General features: G+C 65.4%; 27 protein-coding genes and 3 tRNA genes. 10 read left to right on the plus strand and 20 right to left on the minus strand.

Annotation, left to right across the window (positions count from 1 at the left end):
• Positions 1 to 105 precede the first annotated feature (105 nt).
• The 3 genes from CRO01_RS05200 to CRO01_RS05210 are packed head-to-tail and all read left to right on the plus strand — an operon-like array spanning position 106 to position 2,728.
• On the plus strand, positions 106 to 2,064 hold the full coding sequence (locus CRO01_RS05200) for a hypothetical protein (RefSeq protein WP_097008027.1): 1,959 nt from the start codon (positions 106 to 108) through the stop codon (positions 2,062 to 2,064).
• Positions 2,061 to 2,432 (plus strand): hypothetical protein, encoded by a 372-nt coding sequence (locus tag CRO01_RS05205; protein WP_097008028.1) that lies wholly within the window; start codon positions 2,061 to 2,063, stop codon positions 2,430 to 2,432. The genes CRO01_RS05200 and CRO01_RS05205 overlap by 4 nt, the downstream gene beginning before the upstream one ends.
• On the plus strand, positions 2,429 to 2,728 hold the full coding sequence (locus CRO01_RS05210; protein WP_097008029.1) for a hypothetical protein: 300 nt from the start codon (positions 2,429 to 2,431) through the stop codon (positions 2,726 to 2,728). The genes CRO01_RS05205 and CRO01_RS05210 overlap by 4 nt, the downstream gene beginning before the upstream one ends.
• Here CRO01_RS05210 and CRO01_RS05215 read toward each other — a convergent pair.
• From CRO01_RS05215 to CRO01_RS05255, 10 genes are all read right to left on the minus strand, one after another.
• Entirely contained in the window at positions 2,716 to 2,937 is a 222-nt protein-coding gene (locus tag CRO01_RS05215; RefSeq protein WP_143824909.1) for a hypothetical protein, read from the minus strand. The two genes, CRO01_RS05210 and CRO01_RS05215, sit on opposite strands and share 13 nt — an antisense overlap.
• A 511-nt stretch (positions 2,938 to 3,448) precedes the next feature.
• A complete protein-coding gene (locus tag CRO01_RS05220) occupies positions 3,449 to 5,128 on the minus strand; it encodes a winged helix-turn-helix domain-containing protein (RefSeq protein WP_218839128.1) in 1,680 nt (559 codons plus the stop codon).
• Positions 5,125 to 5,373, minus strand: coding sequence for a hypothetical protein (locus CRO01_RS05225; protein WP_097008031.1), 249 nt, complete (start codon positions 5,371 to 5,373; stop codon positions 5,125 to 5,127). Before CRO01_RS05225 ends, CRO01_RS05220 begins: the two co-directional genes overlap by 4 nt.
• A gap of 130 nt (positions 5,374 to 5,503) precedes the next feature.
• Complete coding sequence (locus CRO01_RS05230; protein WP_143824910.1) at positions 5,504 to 5,878, minus strand: hypothetical protein; 375 nt, start codon at positions 5,876 to 5,878, stop codon at positions 5,504 to 5,506.
• Positions 5,868 to 6,356: a hypothetical protein gene (locus tag CRO01_RS05235; protein ID WP_143824911.1), complete on the minus strand. Its 489-nt coding sequence runs from the start codon at positions 6,354 to 6,356 to the stop codon at positions 5,868 to 5,870. Before CRO01_RS05235 ends, CRO01_RS05230 begins: the two co-directional genes overlap by 11 nt.
• Positions 6,353 to 6,622, minus strand: coding sequence for a DUF7563 family protein (locus CRO01_RS05240; RefSeq protein WP_143824912.1), 270 nt, complete (start codon positions 6,620 to 6,622; stop codon positions 6,353 to 6,355). The genes CRO01_RS05235 and CRO01_RS05240 overlap by 4 nt, the downstream gene beginning before the upstream one ends.
• 88 nt (positions 6,623 to 6,710) lie before the next feature.
• A tRNA-Trp gene (locus CRO01_RS16525) sits at positions 6,711 to 6,883 on the minus strand.
• A gap of 48 nt (positions 6,884 to 6,931) precedes the next feature.
• Positions 6,932 to 7,159 carry a DUF5795 family protein gene (locus CRO01_RS05245; RefSeq protein WP_097008035.1) on the minus strand — a complete coding sequence of 76 codons (228 nt, stop codon included), beginning with the start codon at positions 7,157 to 7,159 and terminating at the stop codon, positions 6,932 to 6,934.
• Between the two features lie 72 nt (positions 7,160 to 7,231).
• The gene (locus CRO01_RS05250) at positions 7,232 to 8,140 is read right to left on the minus strand and encodes a DUF5794 domain-containing protein (RefSeq protein ID WP_097008036.1); all 909 of its coding nucleotides are present in this window, start codon (positions 8,138 to 8,140) and stop codon (positions 7,232 to 7,234) included.
• Positions 8,141 to 8,143: 3 nt separating this feature from the next.
• Positions 8,144 to 8,353 (minus strand): hypothetical protein, encoded by a 210-nt coding sequence (locus tag CRO01_RS05255; RefSeq protein WP_097008037.1) that lies wholly within the window; start codon positions 8,351 to 8,353, stop codon positions 8,144 to 8,146.
• Between the two features lie 308 nt (positions 8,354 to 8,661).
• Between CRO01_RS05255 and guaB the strand changes: the two genes are divergently transcribed.
• Entirely contained in the window at positions 8,662 to 10,161 is a 1,500-nt protein-coding gene (gene guaB / locus CRO01_RS05260) for an IMP dehydrogenase (protein WP_097008038.1), read from the plus strand.
• A gap of 126 nt (positions 10,162 to 10,287) precedes the next feature.
• Here the strand turns inward: guaB and CRO01_RS05265 are convergent, their stop codons facing one another.
• From CRO01_RS05265 to CRO01_RS05280, 4 genes are all read right to left on the minus strand, one after another.
• Positions 10,288 to 10,713: a DUF7344 domain-containing protein gene (locus CRO01_RS05265; protein ID WP_143824913.1), complete on the minus strand. Its 426-nt coding sequence runs from the start codon at positions 10,711 to 10,713 to the stop codon at positions 10,288 to 10,290.
• 190 nt (positions 10,714 to 10,903) lie between these two features.
• Positions 10,904 to 10,977, minus strand: a tRNA-Lys gene (locus tag CRO01_RS05270).
• 103 nt (positions 10,978 to 11,080) lie between these two features.
• The gene (locus tag CRO01_RS05275) at positions 11,081 to 11,290 is read right to left on the minus strand and encodes a hypothetical protein (RefSeq protein ID WP_097008040.1); all 210 of its coding nucleotides are present in this window, start codon (positions 11,288 to 11,290) and stop codon (positions 11,081 to 11,083) included.
• A 191-nt stretch (positions 11,291 to 11,481) separates the two neighbouring features.
• Positions 11,482 to 11,556, minus strand: a tRNA-Glu gene (locus tag CRO01_RS05280).
• A 200-nt stretch (positions 11,557 to 11,756) separates the two neighbouring features.
• Here CRO01_RS05280 and CRO01_RS05285 point away from each other — a divergent pair.
• Positions 11,757 to 12,488, plus strand: a complete 732-nt coding sequence (locus CRO01_RS05285; RefSeq protein WP_097008041.1) for a fumarylacetoacetate hydrolase family protein — start codon at positions 11,757 to 11,759, stop codon at positions 12,486 to 12,488.
• 1 nt (position 12,489) lies between these two features.
• On the opposite strand, the gene CRO01_RS05290 is transcribed toward CRO01_RS05285, so the two are convergent.
• Complete coding sequence (locus tag CRO01_RS05290) at positions 12,490 to 13,239, minus strand: ribonuclease H-like domain-containing protein (protein ID WP_097008042.1); 750 nt, start codon at positions 13,237 to 13,239, stop codon at positions 12,490 to 12,492.
• 256 nt (positions 13,240 to 13,495) lie between these two features.
• Between CRO01_RS05290 and CRO01_RS05295 the strand changes: the two genes are divergently transcribed.
• Complete coding sequence (locus CRO01_RS05295) at positions 13,496 to 14,236, plus strand: CehA/McbA family metallohydrolase (protein ID WP_097008043.1); 741 nt, start codon at positions 13,496 to 13,498, stop codon at positions 14,234 to 14,236.
• 18 nt (positions 14,237 to 14,254) lie between these two features.
• Here CRO01_RS05295 and CRO01_RS05300 read toward each other — a convergent pair whose 3' ends face one another.
• Positions 14,255 to 14,983 carry a hypothetical protein gene (locus CRO01_RS05300; RefSeq protein ID WP_097008044.1) on the minus strand — a complete coding sequence of 243 codons (729 nt, stop codon included), beginning with the start codon at positions 14,981 to 14,983 and terminating at the stop codon, positions 14,255 to 14,257.
• Between the two features lie 167 nt (positions 14,984 to 15,150).
• Positions 15,151 to 15,534 carry a thioredoxin domain-containing protein gene (locus tag CRO01_RS05305; protein WP_097008045.1) on the minus strand — a complete coding sequence of 128 codons (384 nt, stop codon included), beginning with the start codon at positions 15,532 to 15,534 and terminating at the stop codon, positions 15,151 to 15,153.
• On the opposite strand from CRO01_RS05305, the gene CRO01_RS16325 reads away from it, so the two are divergent.
• The 3 genes from CRO01_RS16325 to CRO01_RS05315 all read left to right on the plus strand — a co-directional run bounded on the left by CRO01_RS16325 (position 15,518) and on the right by CRO01_RS05315 (position 19,052).
• Entirely contained in the window at positions 15,518 to 15,712 is a 195-nt protein-coding gene (locus tag CRO01_RS16325) for a hypothetical protein (protein ID WP_143824914.1), read from the plus strand. The genes CRO01_RS05305 and CRO01_RS16325 overlap by 17 nt on opposite strands.
• A gap of 17 nt (positions 15,713 to 15,729) precedes the next feature.
• Positions 15,730 to 16,740 carry a PLP-dependent cysteine synthase family protein gene (locus CRO01_RS05310; RefSeq protein ID WP_097008046.1) on the plus strand — a complete coding sequence of 337 codons (1,011 nt, stop codon included), beginning with the start codon at positions 15,730 to 15,732 and terminating at the stop codon, positions 16,738 to 16,740.
• Positions 16,741 to 16,895: 155 nt separating this feature from the next.
• The gene (locus CRO01_RS05315) at positions 16,896 to 19,052 is read left to right on the plus strand and encodes an alpha-amylase family glycosyl hydrolase (RefSeq protein ID WP_218839129.1); all 2,157 of its coding nucleotides are present in this window, start codon (positions 16,896 to 16,898) and stop codon (positions 19,050 to 19,052) included.
• A 3-nt stretch (positions 19,053 to 19,055) separates the two neighbouring features.
• Here the strand turns inward: CRO01_RS05315 and CRO01_RS05320 are convergent, their stop codons facing one another.
• Both CRO01_RS05320 and CRO01_RS05325 read right to left on the minus strand, forming a co-directional pair.
• Positions 19,056 to 19,970 carry an alpha/beta fold hydrolase gene (locus CRO01_RS05320; protein ID WP_179747399.1) on the minus strand — a complete coding sequence of 305 codons (915 nt, stop codon included), beginning with the start codon at positions 19,968 to 19,970 and terminating at the stop codon, positions 19,056 to 19,058.
• Positions 19,967 to 20,527, minus strand: coding sequence for a DUF5804 family protein (locus tag CRO01_RS05325; protein WP_097008349.1), 561 nt, complete (start codon positions 20,525 to 20,527; stop codon positions 19,967 to 19,969). Before CRO01_RS05325 ends, CRO01_RS05320 begins: the two co-directional genes overlap by 4 nt.
• Before the next feature lie 110 nt (positions 20,528 to 20,637).
• Here CRO01_RS05325 and CRO01_RS05330 point away from each other — a divergent pair, with 110 nt between their 5' ends.
• Complete coding sequence (locus CRO01_RS05330; protein WP_143824915.1) at positions 20,638 to 20,862, plus strand: hypothetical protein; 225 nt, start codon at positions 20,638 to 20,640, stop codon at positions 20,860 to 20,862.
• On the opposite strand, the gene CRO01_RS05335 is transcribed toward CRO01_RS05330, so the two are convergent.
• Positions 20,859 to 22,064: a methionine adenosyltransferase gene (locus CRO01_RS05335; protein ID WP_097008049.1), complete on the minus strand. Its 1,206-nt coding sequence runs from the start codon at positions 22,062 to 22,064 to the stop codon at positions 20,859 to 20,861. The genes CRO01_RS05330 and CRO01_RS05335 overlap by 4 nt on opposite strands.
• Positions 22,065 to 22,101 lie beyond the last annotated feature (37 nt).

Consider the following 22,101-nt stretch of genomic DNA (forward strand, 5'->3'; position numbering starts at 1 on the left):
TGCTGGTAAGAGTCTGGCAAGCGATTCCCATCGGATTCCCAATTTACGAGTTTTGAACGTTCGAGACGTTGCCAGATCAGCCAATGGCTTTTACGGGAGATCGCAATGGCAGAAGAGAATCGTAACCGTCGTCGAATCGTCGTCGCTTGCTTGCTGGTAGTCGTCGGTGTCGCGCTGGGATCCGCTGCAGTCATCGAGATGTACCACGTCGGTTCGGGAGTCCACTACAACGCGAGCGACGGTCCGGAGGTGGTTCTCGGGCAGGACATCAACGCGACCGCCCAGCAGCCGTTCCCCGACGACAACACCGTTGACCTGAGTCCGCACGGCACGATCTCCTCGCCGGGGCCGACGTACGTACGCGTCGACGAGGTAGGTGAGTGGACGCGGCTCTCCCAGCTCGATGTCGGCGACCACGCGATGACGCTCGACATGGACGGCAAGAACGAGATCGTTGTCGAGGGCGCCGCGACAGGACTGGAGTTCCGCGACGTTGCGCTCGACAACGGCCAGTCGGATCTCGCCGTGACGACATCGGCGGCCTCGACCGTGACGGTGCGCGACCTGCCGAGCAACGAGTACGTGCGCGTGGTCAACGGTTCCGGCGGCGTCCACGACGTTGTCTGGACCGACGACAACGGATCGGCGACGCTCTCGTTCAGCAGCTCGACGACGGTCTCGTTCGAGTCGACCGAGGTCGTGGTCGACCAGCCCCAGCCGGAGGACGGGTCGGTGATCAACCAGCAGGGTTCCACCGATCTCTCGGTCCACGTCGACCATCCGACGTTCGACGATGGTGGGTCGGTGAACGTCACGTTCCGCGATCCGGAGGGCGGGATCATCGGTTCGGAGATGCTCACCAGCGAGGGCCGAGCGTCGACGACGTGGTCCTCGATCCAGACGGGGACGAACCGCTGGTACGTCCGCGTCACTGACGACGACGGCGTCCAGATGACCTCCGACATCTACCAGTTCGACGTGCCGGGCAACCTCGAGCTTCGGGACGAGGAGACGCAGGAGCTCATCAACGGGACGAACGCCAGCGCGACGATTCGGTTCTTCGACGAAGGATCCGAGCAGGTCGTCACCAAGACGACGACCTCCGGCGTGGTCGACCTCACCGACTTGCCGGCGACGACGGAGCTCGTGATCTCGATGGATGTCGAGGGCTACTACGATCGGCGGCTGATCCTCCGGGACATCACGCAGCAACAGACGGCGTATCTCCTCAACGAGTCGTCGGAGGCCGTCGAGAACGACTTCACGATCGACGACCGGACCGGGAACTTCCCGGTGAGCGAGTCGCGGCTCCTGATCCAGAAGCCGATCCCGGTCGGCAACAACACGTCTGAGTATCAGGTGATCGCCGGGAACGACTTCGGCGCCGCCGGGCGCGTCTCGACGACACTGGCATCTGGCGATCGATACCGGATCCTCGTCGAGGGCCGAGACGGTCGGATCCGATCACTCGGATCGTACCAAGCAGAGCGCGCTGGGCTGGTCGAACTGACGATCGGCACGATTGAGATTGAGGCGCCGGACAATCAGGGCTACGTGTTCACTGCGACGACCGAGGAGACCGAGGATGATAGCGTCACGCAGGTGCGAGTGAGCTATCAGGATACTGCCGCTCAGACTTCCAGACTGGAGTATTCGATTCACGTTGCGGGCAACGAGTCGGCAGTCGTGCATGGCCCTGTCGAAGTCTTCGACCCGACGACCTACAGCGAGGTGATCAACTTGCCGAGTAACAAGAGCTACGCAGTGACGTGGGAGGCCGAACGGAGCGGACAGACAATCGGAGGCACGAAGATGGTCGGCGGTGTCGGACCGCTGAACCTGCCGCTCGGCGCGACGTTCCTTCAGGTGCTGGGCATGTCCGGACTGATCATGCTGGCCGGGTTGTTCGGAGGGGCACTCTCGAGGACGGGCGCGATAGCGATCGTGGCGATCGCGTTCGTGCTGACGATGCTCGGAATCACGTCGATCCCATATCCATTCCTGTTCGGTGCAGGAGTTGTCGCTGTGATGTTCAAAGTCGGAGAAGGAGGTGTTGGCCTATGAGGGTGATGCCGCTGATAGCGCTCACTGTTGGCTTAGGGCTCATCATCACGCTCTATACCGGACTCGGGATGATGTCGATGTCTGGTCCGAGTGTCGAAAGCGGACTGTCCGATGAGGTCGAAGATACGGCAAACGAAACACAGAACCCCAACATCGATCCTGACGAAGGAGGGTCGGGTGGGTTCCTCTCGTTCGCCGTGAGCGCTCTCTCGAATCTTAAGTCGCTGTTCATGGTCCCGGTCTATCTCCCGACGACATTGCAATCACTCGGGGCACCTGCTCCGTTCGCTGAGATCGTCGGGCGGGGCATCCAGATCGTGATTGGTGTCGGCCTGATTGAAGTTGCACTGAGGTACGATATCACATGAGCGAAAAATATCTCGACTGCCTCTGGTCGCACGACTGCTCGTGGTTCGACTTCGTGCTGGCTCCGTACGTCGATCTGTTGGGCTCGAGCACGGTCGGGATGCTCATCGGCGGCACGATCATCCTGTCGCTCTACATCTTGGCGGACGATCTCGCACTGCCGAGCGTGATGACGATCCTTCTCGGCGGGATCTTCTTCACCATCCTCCCCGGCGGCATCCAGCAGGTCGCGCTGAGCGTTATGATCGTTGGAGGGCTGGCGGCGTTCATGGAGGTTGCTCGGCGCTACGTCCTCTGATCGGGATCTTGCTGCTTCTTTTCGATTCGGGCGAACAGCCAGCCCAAGCGGAGTGCTAAGAGGATAGCGACCCACTGTGCCATCTGACCGATCGGGATGCCACGGAGATGGCTACGGACGGCCAGCGCAAGGAGCGCGATCGCCGCGCAAGCGATGAAGAAGATGCCGATGTAGAGATACCAAATGTCGTCGATGTCGCTCTCGGACATGGAGCCACGGGCCACGTGAGATGTGTTAAGGGTGGCGGCGCATCCCCTCCTAAGCATATCCGGCAAGGTGGCTTCTCGGGGAAACATATGATGAGATACCGCGTTAGATAGTCCTTACTTGTCCTCAGTAGCCGATTCGGTCTCCCACGGGTGCGGCTGCGGTAAGGCCGGACCGTTCTGGTCCGGCCGCATTGTTCTCCCCCTTAGGGGCACTACCCTAAGGGGGGCTGGCAAACCATGTGGGTCAGCCAGAGCCCGAGACCAGCGATTTCGAAGCCTCTCGACGCCGAAAATCGGCGCTACAGCCAAAACTGGATGTCGTTGTGTTCGTCCACACTGGCACTACAAGGAACTCGCACGGGTCGATCACGCCGATCGGCGACCGTTGCTCGGTGGTCAGCTCCGGCTCTCGACGTAACTATTCAGCAATCATACGTAACAACGTCGTAAAAAAGACCGAACCGCAAGTGCTGTCGCTATCGGCCGGCGCGAACACCGGGCCGGACGGCCGCTATGACCGCCCGCGATCGATCCAGTCGTACGGATCGATCCGTAACCGGACGTGATTCTCTTCGAGGTAGCCGCGCTCGATCGCGTTCGCTATCTGATGGGGCTCTAGGTCCAGCAGGTCGAAGTACTCCCAGTCGTTTCCAGCCCGGTCGGGAGCGTCGGTCTCGCTATCGGCAGGCTCGTCGAGGCCGTCGTGGTCGCGTGCCTCGTCGTCGCGTTCCTCGCGGCGCTGTCGGCGTTCCTCAGCCCGTTCCTGCATATCTTCGGCCTGGTCGTCGGGATAGACTTCACGCACAATCTCCTTAGCGCGGTCGAGGAGCTGGCGAGAGACGAACACGACCAGCACCGGGTTCCCGAGTCGCGCGAACACGCCGTTCTCGGCCAGCCGAGCGACGTGGTACCGGACCGTCGAGCGCGCCAGTCCGGTGCGCTCTTCGAGCGTATCGTAGGACGCCCCGGACTCCTCGGCAACCACCTTCAGGATGTCGTAGACGGCTTCAGTGTTCGTCTTGAGCGCTTCCTTGTAGATCTCGGTCGCCACGTCCTCGTAGCGACGCCGAAGCATATTCCGGCGCCCCTGTGGTTTCTCGAAGTTCATCGTGGGCGCCGCCGGTCCGTCGAAATAGTCGTCGGCTGTGAGGTCGGCCCGCTCGATGCCGGCCCACTGGGCGTGCGTGGCGACGACTTCACGGAGATGCTGGAGGACGCTGTCCCACTCGTCGACGTGGGGCAACGCCCCGTCGTCGACGCCGGCGAACGACGCCTCGAGCTTCGGATCCCGGAGTGGGTCGTCGACCGATCGCTCAGCAAAGTCGCTCGTCTGGTAGATCTTCACGCCGGTGTCGTAGCGCTTGCCCTGGAACCCGAGCATGTCCCACCGATCGGAGACGACGCGTGCCTCTAACCACCCCTCCTGCAGCCGGCGTTGGTGCGCCTCGATCTCGGAGTGGCCGCCCCAGCCGATGAGTTGCTTGCTCTGTTCGATCGTCTCGATTGCTTGGGCTTTCTTCTCGATGGCGAACCGGATGTGTGCCTCGGCTTTCGCAATCTTCCGGGCGTCGTCGTTCCGATCCCGGCCCACGTCGATGGCGTCCTGGCCGTAGACGGCGCGGATCGCATCGTACATCCGGCGCTCGATTTCGTCGCCGGATTCGGCCCACGTCGTCGAGGCGCGCACTTTCGTGCCTTCGCCGAACGGGCATTCGAGCCTGTTCCCGTCCTTGTAGACGAGGTCGCGGTACTGGGGCATGATCTCGACGTGCAGCGACGTGGAAGGTTTCGACAGGGTCCCTTCGTCGTCCATGCGCCGGAGCTTGAGATGCTGGTCGTAGAACGCGCTGTAGTCGTCGCCCTCACCGGTCCCAGCCTTCCAGCGGGAGCTGGTCAGCACGTAGACGTACTCGACGCCGGCGCCGGTCGCGGGCAACCAGTCGTGTTCGACATCTTCGGCGACGACGAACGGCTCTTGCTCGTGGTCGCCGACCTGGTCGCGCCAGAACTGGATCGCGCGAGCGTACAGCGTGTTGCGGCTGTTCGGCTTGCGGTCCCGATCCGAGGGTGCAAGATCGTTCAGGACGTTCATCACGGCGGCGCCGTGGGCCCTGGGCTGTGGGTACTCGCAGGTCTCGCAGTCCACGACGGCGTCCCGGTGGATGTCCTGACTCGGTGTCTCGACGCTCATGCCGCATCACCGTCCAGATCAGGCAGCGCTTGGACTGGGTTCCACCACGTCCCGGACTGACACTCGTGACAGACGTGCTTGAACGAGGTGAGGTCCTCGGGGTCCTGCTCGCACCGTTTCACGCGCCGTTGCCCGCATCCGACACAGACCGCGTCGAAGGGGATACCCGAGTGTCCGGCTTCAGGCTCGGCAGCCTCGGCCTCGAGGTCGCGGTCGTCAGCCGGGGCGTCAGTGCTCCGGCTCATCGTGACCTCCCGAGATGCTCCGTGACTCCCTGCTTGGCGCCGCAATGCGAGCAGTACGGATCACAGACGCCGACCACTCGGCCGCACTCCGTACAGTGGACGCGGTACGAGCGGCCACTGTGGGTCGCGTTCATCGCTCGCCCTCCTGTTCAGTACCCGGCTCGCTGTAACGGTCGCTGAAGTGCTTCGAGTCGTCCCAAAAAGTGCTCTCGCTCGGCGCACTGGGTTCGTCGACCCAATCGACGATCTCGCCCGCTTCTGGATCGTCCTCGTAGATCTCACGAACTGCATCAACCTCGTGGTGTATGAGATCCCAGTCTGTCGGCTCCGAGTGGAGCACTGGCGACCGCTGCTCGGCCTCGTCGAGCGCTTGCCAGTCCTCGGGGCCAGCCAAGAGGTTTAGGTCAAACTCGACCGTGTAAGAGAGTCGAAGGTTGTACTCCCGCCCGACGAGACGAGCGTTCTCGATTCGGTAAGTCCCGCTCGTGGACTTATCACTCGGCACCGCGATCACCTCCTGCCGGCCGCACCTCGATGTCGATCGGCTCGTCTTGATGCCGATCGATCACGTGCGCCTGTGCGACGCGCCGGCAGAACTGCCGGCTCTCGAAAACGTCCTCGTCGGGCTGGGTCGGCAAGTGGATCCGGCCGTGCTCGGGACAGACAGCCGCCCATTCCTCAGCCCCGCCGTCGGCTCGAACGGGCTCGGCAGCGACGATCTCCTGCAGTTCCTCGGGGATCGTGTTGATGCCGAACTCGTAGCGCTGGGCTTCGACATCCTCGCCCGCTTCGGGCTCGATCTCGATCGCGTCGGTGCCGACCGCCTGTCGCTTCCAGCTATCGACAGTCGAGTCGCAACCGATCTCTTGAGACTCGCGGAGTTCGAGGCGGACTCGATCGGTAGGACGCGAGCGATCGACCTCGAGGTGCTCGACATCCGTCCACTCGCGCGTCCGGTAGCGCGAGATGAACCTCACGATCACGCCGTCTCACCTCCGTCGGATAGGATCGCGGCCTGTGGCGGCAGGTTGTTCCCGTAGTAGCGCTCGGGATGTTCGACCGGGTCGGGGTCGTCAACGTCGACGCCAGCGCCGGACCCTTGTCGCAGTCGCTTCTGGGTGTCGCACTGGGGACAGCGGTGGAGCTGGTCGTCGTTGTCGCCGAACAGCTTGCGGATCTTCCGCTGCGTGGCTGAGTGGCAGTAGAGACAGCGGTTGTGAGCGCCACGGGAGAGCGGAGTCGGCGTCACGCCGACCACCTCGTGAATAGACCGCCAGCTACCGGATCAGACGGCGCGAAGAAAGCGGAAAGAAGCTCCGCTTTACTTTTATATTGAGTGGGGTCGGAGGGATTTGAACCCCCGATCGACTGATATCTCCGAATCGCCTCGGTACTCCAGAGCGTCGTCGTCGCGAGCGATGATCAGTCGCGCGCTCGGCATATCAGTGGAGTTCGTCACCGGGCGGATATCTCTGGAGTCAGTCGCCATCCCGGACTTGGCCACGACCCCTCGGACTTTCGTTGGCCCGACCGCCCTAAAGTGGTTTCGATTCGAGAGTCAGTCGCGGTCGGTCGCTGCCCAGTCGCAGTCTTGGCATTTCTGGCCCGTGACGAGTTCGGTGACGCCGGGCATGTAGACGACTTCGAGGACATCGCCGCCGCAGTCAGGACACTGGCGGTCGGCTTCCTCGATCGACTCGGCGTCCATGACATCGTCGTCCTCGATCAGTTCGGCGAGACTCCGTGGGGTCACCATGCGACCCTGCACGACGCGGTTTCCGCTCATGGCTACACCGAGGATGGACGTGCGTGTAAAGTCTTGGAAGCCGCTGCGAAGATAGACCGTGGCGGTCGTCGATCAGAGCCACGGTTCACGGCTCTCGCCGTCACCGTTGCCGTCGGTCGCATCGGACTCGACGGCGTCCCAGCCGCGGTCGCGCTTGCCGCCGTCGGGGACCTGCGGGCTGGGCGAGCCGAGCGGGTGGTCGTCAGTGCTACCGACTTCGGCGGGCGTGGTGACCTGCTCGGGGGCGTCCTCGGCCGCGTTCGGGTCGAGCGCGAACAGCGTCGTCAGGCCGAGCACCGCAAGCGGTGCGAAGTCGCCGAACGTGTAGCCAAGCAGCGACAGCGGGAGCAGGCCCAGCGCGACGGCGCTGCCGAAGCGGAACCGGTCGAGGTGGACCACGTCTCGCAGCGTCGGGGCCAGCAAGGCCACCAGCAGCGCGAAGCCGACGCCGACGCCGGCCGCGGCGACGCCGCGGGCGACCAGTTCGGGGTTCGTGACCAGCGCGACCTGCAGTCCGCCGACATCGACGCTGGCGAACAGCCCGAGGCCGACGATGACCGCCGGTCGGGGAAGGAGTTCGCCGACGCGAGCGCTCGCGGTCTGAGCCGCGACGGCGAGGATCACCAGTGCGGCGAAGCGCTCGAAGATCACCATATCGAGCAGGCTCGCGATCGTCGGCGCCATCGCGGCTTCGACCGCGGCGAGCACGAGCAACGGGATGCCGACCATGAGCACGGTCGTCGCCTGCTCGCGGGGCGAGCCGTCCATCTCCGCGAGGATGACCGCGACGGTCGCGCTGCCGCCGAACACGAGCAGGCCGACCTGCAGGATGCCGGCGGCCGAGTCCAGTGCCCCCGCGAGCACGAGCGCTGGGAAGATGCCGTCCAGCAGGGGCAGGAACATGACGGTCGCCAGCAGTCTGGTCGAGCCGCCGACTAGCTGCTCGATCTCTAAGGCGACCGGATGTTGGGAGCTACTCATCGATTACGCTGGTTGGCCATACCCCGTGGCCGGTGGGCGATCGGCGCCGCGATGCGGTACGGCGCGGCCACCGCTCGCGTCGGCGGCCGCCATCGTGCCGTCCGAGGCCCATTTTGTCGCCAGATTAGTCCCCATCGTGATTGTAAAACAGCGATCGGCATCCGCGCGCGACTGACCGGCGGTGCTCGATGCGATGGGACTGGCGACGTCCATACTACATAATCTATCAGGTGGAGTCATAAACGTTCCGTGAGACGGAGCCACACGTTTGGAAACGGCCGTTACGACCGTATTTACTCCCCGATGTTCAACTTCGTACATCCGTTTGAGAACGATCGTCAAGGTTGTCAGGACGCCGTCGGCACGCCGTTCGAGAGACGGGCGAATCGAAATCCCTCCCAGAACACGGTCCGTAGCGAGACCGGGAGCATCAGGCGTCGCGAGTCGTGTGATCGCGTAGCAGAGACACGGCGAGCGGGGCGTCTCGCAACGTTTTTGGGGCGCCGAGGCGGACCACTGACATGGCGAACGACGTTCCCGAAGACGAGTTCTTCTCCCAGAAACTCCAGGTGCCGGAAGCGTTGACTTTCGACGACGTGCTGTTGCGTCCCAAAGAGAGCACGGTCGAGCCCGACGAGGCCGATTTGGGGACGCGCGTCTCCAGCAACGTCGAACTGAACGTCCCCGTCCTCTCGGCGGCGATGGACACCGTCACCGAGAGCGGGATGGCGATTGCGATGGCCCGTCAGGGCGGCTTGGGCGTCATCCACCGCAACCTCGACCTCGACCGGATGGTCGAGGAGATCGAGAAGGTAAAGCGCGCCGACGAGCTGATCATCCGCGACGTCGTGACGGCCGCCCCCGACCAGACCGTCCGGCAAGTCGACGCGATGATGGAACAGGAAGGCGTCAGCGGCGCCCCCGTCGTCGACGACGACGACGAGGTGCTCGGGATCATCTCCGGGACCGACATCCGCCCCTACCTCGAAGTCGGTGACAGCGACGAGGTCCACGAGGCGATGACCGACGAGGTCGTCACCGCGTCCCAAGACGTCACCGCACGCGAGGCGCTCGAACTGATGTACGAGCACAAGATCGAACGCGTGCCGGTCGTCGACGACGAGGATCGCCTGACCGGGCTCGTGACGATGCAAGGCATCCTCCAGCGCCGCGAGTACGGCAACGCGGCCCGCGACGAGGACGGCCGTCTGCGCTGTGGCGTCGCCGTCGGCCCGTTCAACACCGAGCGCGCCGTCGCCGCCGACGAGGCCGGCGCCGACGTGCTCTTTATCGACACCGCTCACGCGCACAACCAGAACGTCGTCAGTGGCTCGCGCGAGATCAAAGAGCAGGTCGACGCCGACGTGGTCGTGGGCAACATCGGCACCCGCGAGGCCGCCGCCGAACTCGTCGACTTCGCGGACGGCATCAAGGTCGGCATCGGGCCGGGCTCGATCTGTACCACCCGCGTCGTCAGCGGCGCCGGGATGCCACAGATCACCGCCGTCACGCAGGTCGCCGATATCGCCAGCCAGCACGACGTGCCCGTCATCGCGGACGGCGGCATCCGCTACTCCGGCGACGCGATCAAGGCCATCGCCGCGGGCGCCGACGCAGTGATGCTGGGCTCGTACTTCGCCGGCACCGACGAAGCGCCGGGCCGCGTCGTCACGATGAACGGCAAGAAGTACAAGCAGTACCGCGGGATGGGCTCGGTCGGTGCGATGTCCGCCGGCGACGACGACGACAACCGCTATCTCAAGGACGAGCCCGACGAGGAAGACGAGTACGTCCCCGAGGGCGTCGAAGCGGCGACGCCGTACAAGGGCAGTCTCGCCAGCGAGCTCCACCAGCTCACCGGCGGGATGCAAAGCGGGATGGGCTACGTCGGCGCCGAGACGATCCCGGCGTTCAAAGAGCGCGCCGAGTTCGTTCGCGTCTCGGGCGCCGGTCAGCGCGAGAGCCACGCCCACGACGTGGTCATCACCGACGAGGCGCCCAACTACAGCCCCGACGAGTAATCGCCCCAACACGGGCAATCAGTGTCATTTTCGTCGCGTTCGGAACTTCGCTTTGCTGGCACAGGACACAGTCACATCTCGAACACGAACAGATGGCCTCCGACTGTCGGTCGCGTCGATACGTGCTTACGCGTCGGGAACACCGGCCGGCGGCGACTGCCAGCGGTCGACCCACTCGACGACCGCCCGAATCTCGTGTTCGGCGTCCGGGGTGGGATCAAACGTGAGCAGTTCGGTCTTCGGGTCGTATTCGACCACGCCGGCCTCGTCGAGAGCCGGGAGGTGAGTGTGGTGCAGCGCGATTTCGACGCGACGGACGAGTCTGTCCGACGGCGTCGCGCTGGTTTCGAGTGTTGCGACGCGACGAGCGAGTTCGGATCGGGGTGTGACACCGGACTCTAGCTCCGTCAGCGCACGCATCGCGTGGCGGCGCCGAGAATTAGACGCCAGTTCGAGGAGTGACTCGGCCACCTCCTCTGGCAGGGGCAGCCCTTCGAGATCCAGTGTACCGGGAGCGTCTTCCAAGGCGAGCGTTATATGGTCATTAGCCATTGTCGTTAGCCTTCTACAACGACCCATCACATAAGGTTTGGTTCTCACATATCATTCGCGAGTTTTCATTAGATTACAACGCCGACTTTGAGGATAAAATCGCGAGGCGGTATGGGATTAAACGTCTGTCGGGGGAAAACACCCCGGCGACGGAGATGTGACTCCGACTCGAAATCGTTCGTTCAGAAAGCGGGCCGGACGCGATTTGAACGCGCGACCGTCTGATTAAGAGTCAGACGCTCTGCCGGACTGAGCTACCGGCCCTCGTGCAGTTTCGAGTTACCGGGGTACAGTGAAATACGTTGTGTTTCGGCGTCGTGATTGGTGGACGGTGACGTGGTGCGAAATCGAAGGACGACGCCGCCGGTCAAGCACCGATAGCGAACAGCACGACGCCGACGGCCAGTACGGCGAGGCCGAGCTGCGACCGGCCGTTGGCCGCGAGCGCGATCCCGCCGATGCCGAGAACCGTTCCGACGAACAGTAGGATCCAGCCGACCGCGGACCGATCGTCGTCGCTGTCGAGCACCGAGTCGAAGAGCAGTTCGGCCGCAAACTCCAGTGCGTCACCGAGCATACGTCGGTGGTCACGTGGTGACGACATAGTACTTGTCAATCGAACTGACGATACGGCGGCGTCGAGCAGAGCAACAGGAAACTCTCCGTCTGGGATTTGAACTCGATGGCGAGACTCGCTCCGCTCGGATCTCCGTAGTTCAAATCCCAGAACGTCCGCTCCATTCTTCGTCACTTTGTTCCTCAGAAGGATGCTCCGTCTGGGATTTGAACCCAGGTCATCGGCTCGAAAGGCCGAAATGATTGGCCGGACTACACCAACGGAGCGCCACTTCGCATCGGGCGAAGCGTACCCAACGATTCCCGGGTAATTCGCTTAAACCTGTCGTTCCAAAGTGACCGTGGGAAGGCGTTTCGGTGTGCGGAGGCGTTCGACGATCGACGCCGGCGCACCCACGAAGCGACATCGGCGTCGCCGCCTGCCGGAATGTCGAACGTTTAACGCGGTGGCACGCACACGGACCAGTATGAAATACGTGCGATTTCGAGACCCTGCGGGGTCCGTCCGACGGGGCGAGTACCGCGACGGAACGATCAGTTTCGGGACCAGCGAGTACGACCCCGACGAGGTCGACGTGCTGGCGCCGACCGATCCATCGAAGGTCGTCTGCATCGGTCGGAACTACGCCGAGCACGCCGACGAGCGCGACGAGGAAGTGCCGGATCGCCCGCTGCTCTTTCTCAAGCCGCCGAACGCGCTGGCGGGCCACGGCGACGAGATCACGCTGCCTGCGGGAAAAGACAAGATCGAGCACGAGGCCGAACTCGGCGTCGTGATCGGCCAGCAGTGCCGGAACGTCGACGCCGCCGACGCGATGGAGGTTATCGAGGGGTACACCTGTATGAACGACATCTCCAACCGCGACGACCAGCGCGTCGAGCAAAACTGGGTGCGTGGCAAGGCCTTCGACGGCGCGGCGCCGATGGGCCCGGTCGTGGCGACGCCCGAGGAGGTGCCCGAGGACGCCAGCGTCCAGTTGCGCGTCAACGGCGAGACGCGCCAAGACTCCTCGCGCGAGCACATGATCTTCTCGATCCCCGAACTGATCGAAGAGATCACGGCCTACATGACACTGGAGGCGGGCGACGTGATAGCGACCGGGACGCCCGCCGGCGTGGGGCCGTTAGCTGATGGCGACACGGTCGAAGTAGAGATCGACGGCGTCGGAACGCTCGAACACGACGTGCGAGCGCCCTGAGCTACTGGTCGCAGACCGACGCGAACACGTCCTGATGGAGTTCGTCGGTGACGGTCTCCATCAGCGCTTTGAGGTTGACGGCGTCGTCGCGGTTGTACGACACCAGCGTATCGAGCGCGGCGTCGTCGCCGTTCTCGTACTCGCGCCAGAGACGGACGGCGTCCCGTCCTGAGAGGTCGGGCCGGTCGCGCTCGATGCCCACGTCTTTCTCGACGGATTTGAGTCCCCCGGAGAGCCCGAGTTGTTTGCAGGTGTACATCAGGTCGACGTGGGGATAATCGAGGTCGACGCCGAAGGAGGTCTCCAGGAACGGCACGTCGAAGCGCTTGCCATTAAAGGTCACCAGCAGATCGGCGCCCTCGAACTGACGGGCCAGCGCGTCAGCGGTGAGATTCTCGCCGTTGACCAGCGTCGTCGTCTCGCCGTCCCGGTGGACGCTCACGGTCGTGACCGAATCGCGCTGGTGGTCCAAGCCCGTCGTCTCGATATCGAAGAAGCAGGCGTCCGATCGGAAGTTCTCGTACAGCCGCCAGCGCTCGCCGGAGGGCAGCGCCCGGTCGAAGTAGTGGGCGTCGCCGCGGTCGAGGCGCTCGTAGGCCTCGGCGATGAACGACTCGATGTTGTCGGCCGTGGTCGGGCCAACGACCGAGCCGTCGAAGTCGTCCCAATGGGTCACCCCGGCGCGCCAGAGCTTTCGCTCGGTCGCCTCGCCGACGCCGCTGACGGGGATGAAACTGTTCTCGATGCGCACGTGTTTCCGAGGGGGCCGCCACGTCCTAAACGTTCGCTTTCCGCTGCATCGACGGCGCCGACGGCGGGCAGCTCACAGCGTCCCACTCACTTGCTATTCGTTGACAATAGTGACAGCGACAGGCTCAGCGATACGCCGGCCGGAAAGCCGAACCTACCGATATAGAACCGGCGATTCGGCGGTCGGGGACGGAGAAATCGGCGGGAAACGGTGGACGGGCGAGCAGTTAAGCCTCCAGAGGTCCTCTGAAAGCTAGATGGCAGAAGGGGTATCGATAGCGATCGATCCGCACGTCCACTCCGAGCAGTCCTACGACGGCCGGGAACCCGTCGAACTCATCCTCGCTCACGCCAGCGCGATCGGCCTCGACGGCGTCGTCATCACGGACCACGACGAAATCGCGGCGTCGCGCCGCGCCGCCGAGTTGGCCGAGGAGTTCGGCCTCGTCGGAATCCCCGGCGTCGAGGTATCGACCGCCGAGGGCCACCTGCTGGCGATCGGCGTCGACCAGCGGCCGGTCAAGGGGATGTCGCTAGAGAAGACGATCGAGATCGTCCGCGAGGACGGCGGCGCGGCGATCGTCCCCCACCCGTTCCAGCGCTCGCGCCACGGCGTCCGCAAGCGCAATCTCACCGACTGCGACGCGATCGAGGTGTTCAACTCGATGGTGTTCACGGGGTATCGAAACCGGCGAGCGCGGGCATTCGCCAGCCGGAACGACTACCCGGCGGTCGGCGCGAGCGACGCTCACTACCTACCCTTCGTCGGCCGGGCGTACACCGAAATCACGCTCGGCGACACCGAACTCGCGCGTCCCGATGTCGACGGCGAGGTCGTCGTCGACGCGATCCGATCGGGTGCGACCCGGATTCAGGGCAAGCGAACCCCGATCACGCGCAGCATCCGCCAGTACGCAAACGGGGCCACCAAGAAGGCGCTCTACGGCGTCGCCGCGCGGGTGCCGGGGATCTCGGTATCGCCGTACAGCAGCGGCTAGTTCTCAGGCCGCGGTCTCTCACTCAGCAGCCAGTCGCTCGGCCACGGGATCCATGTGGTCCCGGCCGACGACCGCGACGACGCTGCCGGTCTCGCGCTCGGTAGCGATCGCTTCGGCCATCGCTGTCTCGCGAGCGGCGTCGCGCAACGTCGCGGCGCCGCCGCCGTCGAGCGCGCCCAGCAGCGCGACGCTCCGCCTGATCTGTCTGCGCTCGTCGGCGGCCTGTGCCTCGGGCGCGTCGACGTCCGTGCAGCCGTGTTCGGTCGGGGCGTTCAGATCGAACTCGACGCCGGTCCGGCGTGCGATCGGCGCCGCGAGACGACTGGCGAGTGCGCGACGAGTGACCGTTGCCAGCCCCCGCACGACGCGTTCGACGTTCTCGCGGTCGGTCTCCTCGGTCCGGAGGAGACGGCCTAGCGCACGCAGAAATCGCCAGCTCGGCGCGTCGATGCCGACGACTGTCGAACCGTCGGCGGCGTCGATCGCGGCGCTCATCTCGCCGCCGCGCTCGGTCGACTGCTCGGGATTCTCGACGTACGCGCGGTACAGCGGGACGGCGAGTTCCGGGAGTTCGAGCGCGACGACGTGGGGATCGAGAGCGTCGACGAGCGCCCGGACGCGGTGGACGCTGGCGGGGTGGTCGTGGACGACGCCGACGACGAACACGTCGTGCTCGCCGGAAACGTGGCGGACGTGATCACCGTCGAGGCGGGGATCGTCTGGAAGGCTATCGAACGGCGAAGGCATCCTGACGTGCCCCACGCAGAGACGGGCAGATATAAATCTGGCGCTAACCGTTCGTAGAAGCCATCTACTGTCGGATTAGCTGATCAGTCGGAGTGATGACCCGATACGGATCGGTCGGTCGGAGCGGTCGCTACCGGAGCGATAAGCGACCGAAAAACGGGGGCTACTCAGGCCGACAGCTCGGACTCGCGGAGCTGGTCCGCGAGGTAGACCGCGGCGGGCACCGGCTCTTCTTCCTCGAAGCGGGCGATCTCCTCGCCGTCGCGCTCGACGACGATCGTGGCGATCAACTCGACGTCGTACTCGTCGGTCAGCGGGCCGTTCTTGTCCCGATCGACCGGAATCTCCTCGACGCGATCCTCGGGGAACTCCGCGGCGTCGAGCGCGGCGCCGAAGTCCGGTAGCTCGGCCCGGCAGTCCTTACACCAGTCACCGCCCCAGACTGTGATCGTCACCGCGTCGTCCTCGGCGAGTTCCGCGAACACGTCGACCGTGTCCTCGTGGGCATCGGCGTCCCACGTCGGCGTGGGCTCCATGGTTTCGAGCGTCATACACCGGCGTTCGGTTCGGAGCGGCTTAACGACCTCGCTCCCGGTCACTTCCACGTGGGTCACGGCGGCCGACGATGACGCCGACGCCGCGCCAGCCAGTGAAGACGACGGCGCCACGCCGACCGACGCCCTCGGATCGGCCGTCGTTGCCCGGATCCATCAGGCGTTTACGTTCTAAGGTTGTACTGCGGGCCAATGAAGCGAAGTATCCTCGACACCATCGGGTCGCCGCTGGTACAGGTCGACTCGCCGGCGGGGTCGACCGTCGCCACGAAAGTCGAGTCGTTCAATCCCGGCGGCTCGGCCAAGGACCGGCCGGCCCGCGAGATGGTGCTGGCCGCCGAGCGCGAGGGCCTGATCGAGCCCGGCGACGAACTGGTCGAACCGACCAGCGGGAACACCGGTATCGGGCTCTCGCTGGTCGCCGCCGCGCGGGGCTACGACCTGACGATTGTCATGCCCGAAGGGAAATCCGAGGAGCGCCAGCAGATCATGCGGGCCTACGGCGCCGACCTCGAACTGATCGAGGGCGACATGACTGACGCCCGCGACCGGGTCGACGAGATCGAAGCCGAGGGCGCGATCCAGTTGGGTCAGTTCACCAACGAGGCGAATCCCGAGGCCCACTACAAGACGACCGGTGCCGAAATCGTCGAGCAGGTCGGCGACCGCACGATCGACGCATTCGTCGCCGGCGTCGGGACCGGCGGGACGATCAGCGGCACCGGCCGACGCCTCAAAGAGGCGTTCCCCGAGATGGACGTGATCGCGGTCGAGCCCGAACGCAACGCCGTGCTCTCGACCGGCGAGTCCGGAAAGGACGAGTTTCAGGGGATGGGGCCGGGCTTCGTCTCGGAGAATCTCGATGTCGATCTGATCGACGAGGTCGAGACCGTCCGGCTGGAGGACGCCGAAGACGAGTGTCGGCGTCTCGCCCGCGAGGAGGGGATCCTCGTCGGCCAGTCCTCGGGGGCGACCAGCGTCGTCGCCCGACGCGTCGCCGAGCGGCTCGCCGAGCCGGACGCCGACTGCCCGCCGTCGCCCTCCGAACGGACGCCGACGGCGACTCCGGGCGACGACCAGCGCGCGGACGAGGGCAACGCCGACCCGACCGACGGCGTCTACGACGACTGCCCGCTGGTCGTCACGGTGTTCTGGGACAGCGGCGAGCGCTACATGTCGACGGGGATGTTCGACGCCGAGTAGTTTGCCGCTGAGTAGCGCGACGTTGCGTGAGCACCGCACGCGGTGGCACCGATCCGATCCCCGACCGCCGACCCGTGACGGCCGACCCGTTGTCGAACGTCGTGACGTAATTGTTCATCATAATTTTAATATCTGTGGGGACGTGTGTCCATGTCGTGCAACGACGTACGTTTCTGGCGAGCCTCTCCGCCGTCGCCGGCGCCGCGAGCGTCGGCGTCCCCGCGAGTGCCGAACACGACGCCAACAAGTCCGACCTCGATCTGGTGAGCGGCGACGGTAGCCATCACCCCGGCCCGCCGCGATTTACCCGCGTCGGCGAGGGATTCGTCAACCCCAACGGACAGGAGGGCGAGACGCGCAACGACCTCGCGCCGTGGAACCCCGACGCCGGACACGAGTACTCGTGGTCGATCGTCGAGGCGCCCGAGGGGGCGACCGCGACGCCGACGGACGCACCGGTCGCCGAGTTCGAGCCCGAGACGCCCGGCGAGTACACGCTGGCGCTGGACGCGCCGGATGGCACCCACGAGCTGACCGTCCGGGTGTTCGACAGCGAGAACACCGACGCCGCCCGGCCCCGGATCGACCTCGACGCCGACGTGGAGGACGATCGGGTGATGCTCTCGGCGACGACCGAGATCGTCGAAGAGGCCGACCAGAGCCCCGAGGACCTCGGCGTGGAGTTCTACGTCGACGATCGGGACTCGCTCTCGCTGGGCGAGGGGCCCGCCGTTCCGACGGACCTCGACGAGCCGGTGCGGGTCCACGCCGTCGCGGTGGGCGACCGCTTCTCGGTCGCCGACGCGGTCGACGTGGTGCCCGGCGACGACGGCGTCACCATCGAGTACCCCTACGAGCCGCCCGAGTACGCGAAAAACGGCGTCATCTACGAGATCTTCACGCGGCGGTTCCCCGACGAGGACGACCGCTCGTTCGACAACATCGCCTCCCATCTCGATCACGTCGAAGAACTTGGCGCCGACGTGCTCTGGATGACGCCGTTCGTCGCAACCGATCGGGGCTACGGCACGCCCACGGATCTCGGCGGCCCCCACGGCTATCACACGACCGACTACTTCGAGGTCGACCCGGATCTAGGCACGATGGAGGATCTGGAAGCGCTGGTCGACGCCGCCCACGAGCGGGACATCCGGGTCGTGTTCGACTTGGTGATCAACCACACCGCCGACACCCACCCGTTCTTCGAGAAGGCGTCGTTCAACAACAGGGAGGGCCACGAGAAGTACAAGGACTGGTATCGCTGGGACGACTTCCTCTCGCGGGACGCCGACACGTACTTCGGCTGGAATTCGATCCCGAACCTGAACCACGAGAACCCCGAGGTCCGGGAGTTCCTGCTCGACGTGGTCGACTTCTGGGTCGAGAAGGTCGACGGGTTCCGCTGTGACGTGGCCTGGGGCGTCCCGATGAGCTTCTGGAAGGAGATCTACGACCGCATCAAGCGCCACGACGCCGACTTCTACCTGCTCGACGAGAGCTGGCCCTACGACGTGGACATGGGCGAGGGGCAGTTCGACGTGCACTACGACGACGCGCTGATGAGGGCTCTCGAAGCCGCGCCCGAGAACGCCGAGGGCATCCTCGACGCCGTCCACGAGCGCCGGTATCGCGGCGCCCACCCCGACTCGGTGTTCATGCAGTGGGCCGAGAACCACGACACCGACCGCTACAAGAAGCGAACCAGCCGCTCGGCGTCGATGGCCGCGGGCGCGGCGACCTGCACGCTGCCGGGCGTGCCGACGATCTACGCCGGACAGGAGACCGGTCTCGACGGCTACCGCGACTGGATGAACTGGGGCGACTTCGACGAGGAACTGTTCACCCACTACAAGAACCTCGTCGACCTGCGCCAGAACCACGCCGCGCTCCAGACCGACGCCGAGCTAGAGCGCATCGAGTACGGCGCCAACGCCGACGACGTGGTGGCCTACGCCCGCCACGACCCCGACTCGGGCGAGCGCGTCGTCGTCGCGTTGAACTTCGGGACGAGCGCCCGGAACGTCCGCCTCGGCGACTACGTCGAGGAGACCGACCTGATCACCGGCGAGGACGCCGATATCGAGTCGGGCGACGGGCACGCCGACGTGACGGTCGATCACGCGGTCGTACTGTCTGCGAGCGAGCCGACAGCCGACAGCCTCGACGCGCCGCCGGAGGCCGAGGAGGGCGGGAACTCGATCCCCGGCTTCGGCGTCGCCGCGGGCGCGGCCGGCGCGGCGGGCGCAGCCGGTGCGGCGGCGCGGCTCGCCGACCACGACTCGGAGCACGACGCCGACGAGTCCGAGGAATAGTCCCTACCCGTCCAAAAACTCGCTCAGGAGTTCGTTGAACCGCTCCGGGCGCTCTCTGGGCGGCCAGTGACCGCAGTGTTCGATCAGTTCGAGCCGCGCGTCCGGAATCTCCGCCGCGGCGGCCTCGGACCACTCCGGGGGCACCAGCGAGTCGTCGGCGCCGTGGAGCAACAGCGTCGGCATCGACAGTTCGTCGAGCCGGTCCGAGTAGTCCGTCCGGACGCCGTCTGCGCGGAACTCGCCGCGCATGAACGCGAAGAACGCGTCGCCGGCGCCGGACCGGCGGAGGCGCTCGTTGACCTCGGCGACGAAGTCGTCCGACAGCGACGCCGGGTCGTGGACGAACTCGCCGACCGCCAGCCGGGTAGCTCCGCTGGTCGCCGCGGCGAACTGCCGACCGAACAGGTTCGCGAAGGGCGTGTTCGCAAGTAGGTACGAGCCGACGCCGCCGGGCACCGCGTCCCGGAGCCCGTAGCTGTCGATCAGTGCGAGTCGCTCGACCAGTTCGGGCCGGTCGAGCGCGACGCCGAGGGCGGCGCCGCCGCCCATCGAGATGCCCACAAGCGCCGCGCGATCGATCCCGATCGCGTCCAGAAAATCCGAGAGGAGGCCGACGTAGTACGCGGTCGTCGGCGTCGCTTCCGGGTCGTCGCTCTCGCCGTACCCCGGCCAGTCGAGCGCGTAGACCCGACGGCCGCGCTCGGTAGCGAGGTGTTCGATCGCGTGCTTCCAGGAGAGGGCGGCGTCGTCGATGCCGCTCCCGTGGAGTAACACGACCGGCGGACGGTCGCCCTCGCGCGACGCCGGAGCGTCGGTGCCACCGGCTCCGCCGACGCCGGCTTCGAGGTAGTGAATCCGCCGGTCGCCGACGGTGACGTATCTGGAGTTCGCTGCCGGGACCCGATCGCTGCGAATCACGGCTCGAACTCCGATTCGCGGACTCTGACGACGACCGTCTCTTCGACATCGCGCAGGTCGTACTCCGGAATATCGCCCTCTGTTCGGCGCACGTACAGCGGTTCGACGAGTTTCCCGGGACCGGACTGATCGGTCTCGGCGTCGCTCGACGCCGCGGCGCCGGCGCTCTCGTTCGACGCCGCCGCGGCGGGCGCGGCCTGCTCGGCGCCGTCGGCATCGCTGTCCTCGACGACGCCGTACACTTTGAGGTACGTTCCCGTCTCTGCGGGGTCGACCCGGTCGTTGCGGACCGCCTCGGCGAGTTCGCGGGAGAGCCACTCGTCGTCGCTGATCGAGGGATCGCGCACCAGCGCAGTATCGACGAATCGCGTGAGATACCAGTTGAGATCGTTCAGCAACGAGACGGCGGCGCCGACGCTGACCGTCTCGAGGGCGATGGCGTTCTCGAACGGCTCCGAGAGGTCGTACGTCGCAAGCGCCTCGCGGGCGGTCTCGCGGGAGAGCAACTCGTATCGCAGCACGACATCCGGCGAGCCGACGAGGCAAACGCGTGTCACGCTCGTGGTTGCGTGGCCCGGAGTATTGGGAATTTCGGCTCGACGAAGCGACCCCAAGAATGCAGCTACCCGAGGGAACTTGTATCCGGAACGAGATGGTCGGACCAAACATGCAACTCCCCTCGAATCCGACGCTGCGGACCGCAACGGTCTATCTGGGGATCGGCGCGACGATCCTCGCGCTGGTCGCCCTCTCTGCGATCGTCGTCACCGGCGTGTACGCGCCCGGCTTTGCGACTGCAGAAATCGGACGCGGCGTGCTCGTGGCCGCGACCATCGCACTTGTCGTGCTGTACGCCGGCATCTACGCCGTCGGACGCCGGATCGTGAGTTAGAACGTCGTCAGCTCGCCTTCGATCACGCGCTCGGTGACGCTCGTGACGTCGGCGAGTTCGCGGTCGACGATCTCAGTGATCTCGGCCTCGACGTCGGCGAGGTCGACGCCGTCGACGGTGACGACCCGCACGTCGGCGACGTGGGGCTCGTCGATCGGCCGGCCGATCTGACTGAGCAGGCGGATGCGCATGTCGCGGATACCGTCGACCTCCTCGACGACGGCCTCGGCGATGTCCGTCGAGAGCAGGTTGTAGATCTTCCCGATGTGGTTGACGGGGTTCTTCCCGCTGGTGGCCTCCATCGACATCGAGCGGTTGGGCGTGATCAGCCCGTTGGCGCGGTTGCCCCGGCCGACCGAGCCGTCGTCGCCCTGCTCGGCGCTCGTACCGGTCGTCGTCAGATAGATCGAGCCTTCCTCGTAGTCGTCGGCAGTGTTGACGTGGACCGAGACCTCGCGGTCGGTGTACTCGCGCGCCAGCTCCTCGACGTGGTCGTGGACCGCCGTGACGGCTTCGTCGTACTCGTCGAGGTCGGCGATGTGCTCGTCGATCATCGCGGCCGCGACGGTGATGTCGATCCGGTCGCCCTCGCGCTTGCCCATGATCTTCACGTCGGGGCCGAGTTCGGGGTTGGCCTCGGCGTAGGGACCGTTGAGACTGTGTTCGGCTTCGAGAACGATCTGTTCGGTCTCGGTCAGGGGAGCGTGGCCGACGCCGAAGCTCGTGTCGTTGGCCATCGGCACAGTAGTACCCTCCTCGCCGAAGACCTCCTGTAGGTCGCCGCTCCCCTCGCCGAGCTTGACGTCGATGACCACGTCGGTGCCCACGTCGAGCTGGGGAATGTTTGCTTCGAGGTACTCGCGGGCGGCTTCCAGCGCGATCGTCTCGGCGGGGATCCGGGTGCCCTCGTAGCGCTTGGTCGCGCGGCCGACGATCAGCAGATAGATCGGCTCTTGGACCTCGCCGCCGCCGAAGGCGGGCGCGGCGTTGCCGGCGACGAGCTGGGTCTCGTCGGTGTTGAAGTGAAGCACCTTGCCGACGCGGTCGATGTACTCGCGGGCCAGCGCGCCACAGACTGCCTCAGCGATACCGTCGCAGATAGAGTCGGGGTGGCCGATCCCCTTTCGCTCGACGATTTCGACTTCCTGGTCCTCGACGGCGCGTCGGTCGATCGGCTCGACCCTGATGTTCCGCTCTGTCATTACGTCTGGATTATCTACGCCCCATTCTATAACTTGC

Source organism: Natronoarchaeum philippinense (assembly GCF_900215575.1).
Classification (GTDB): Archaea; Halobacteriota; Halobacteria; order Halobacteriales; family Natronoarchaeaceae; genus Natronoarchaeum; species Natronoarchaeum philippinense.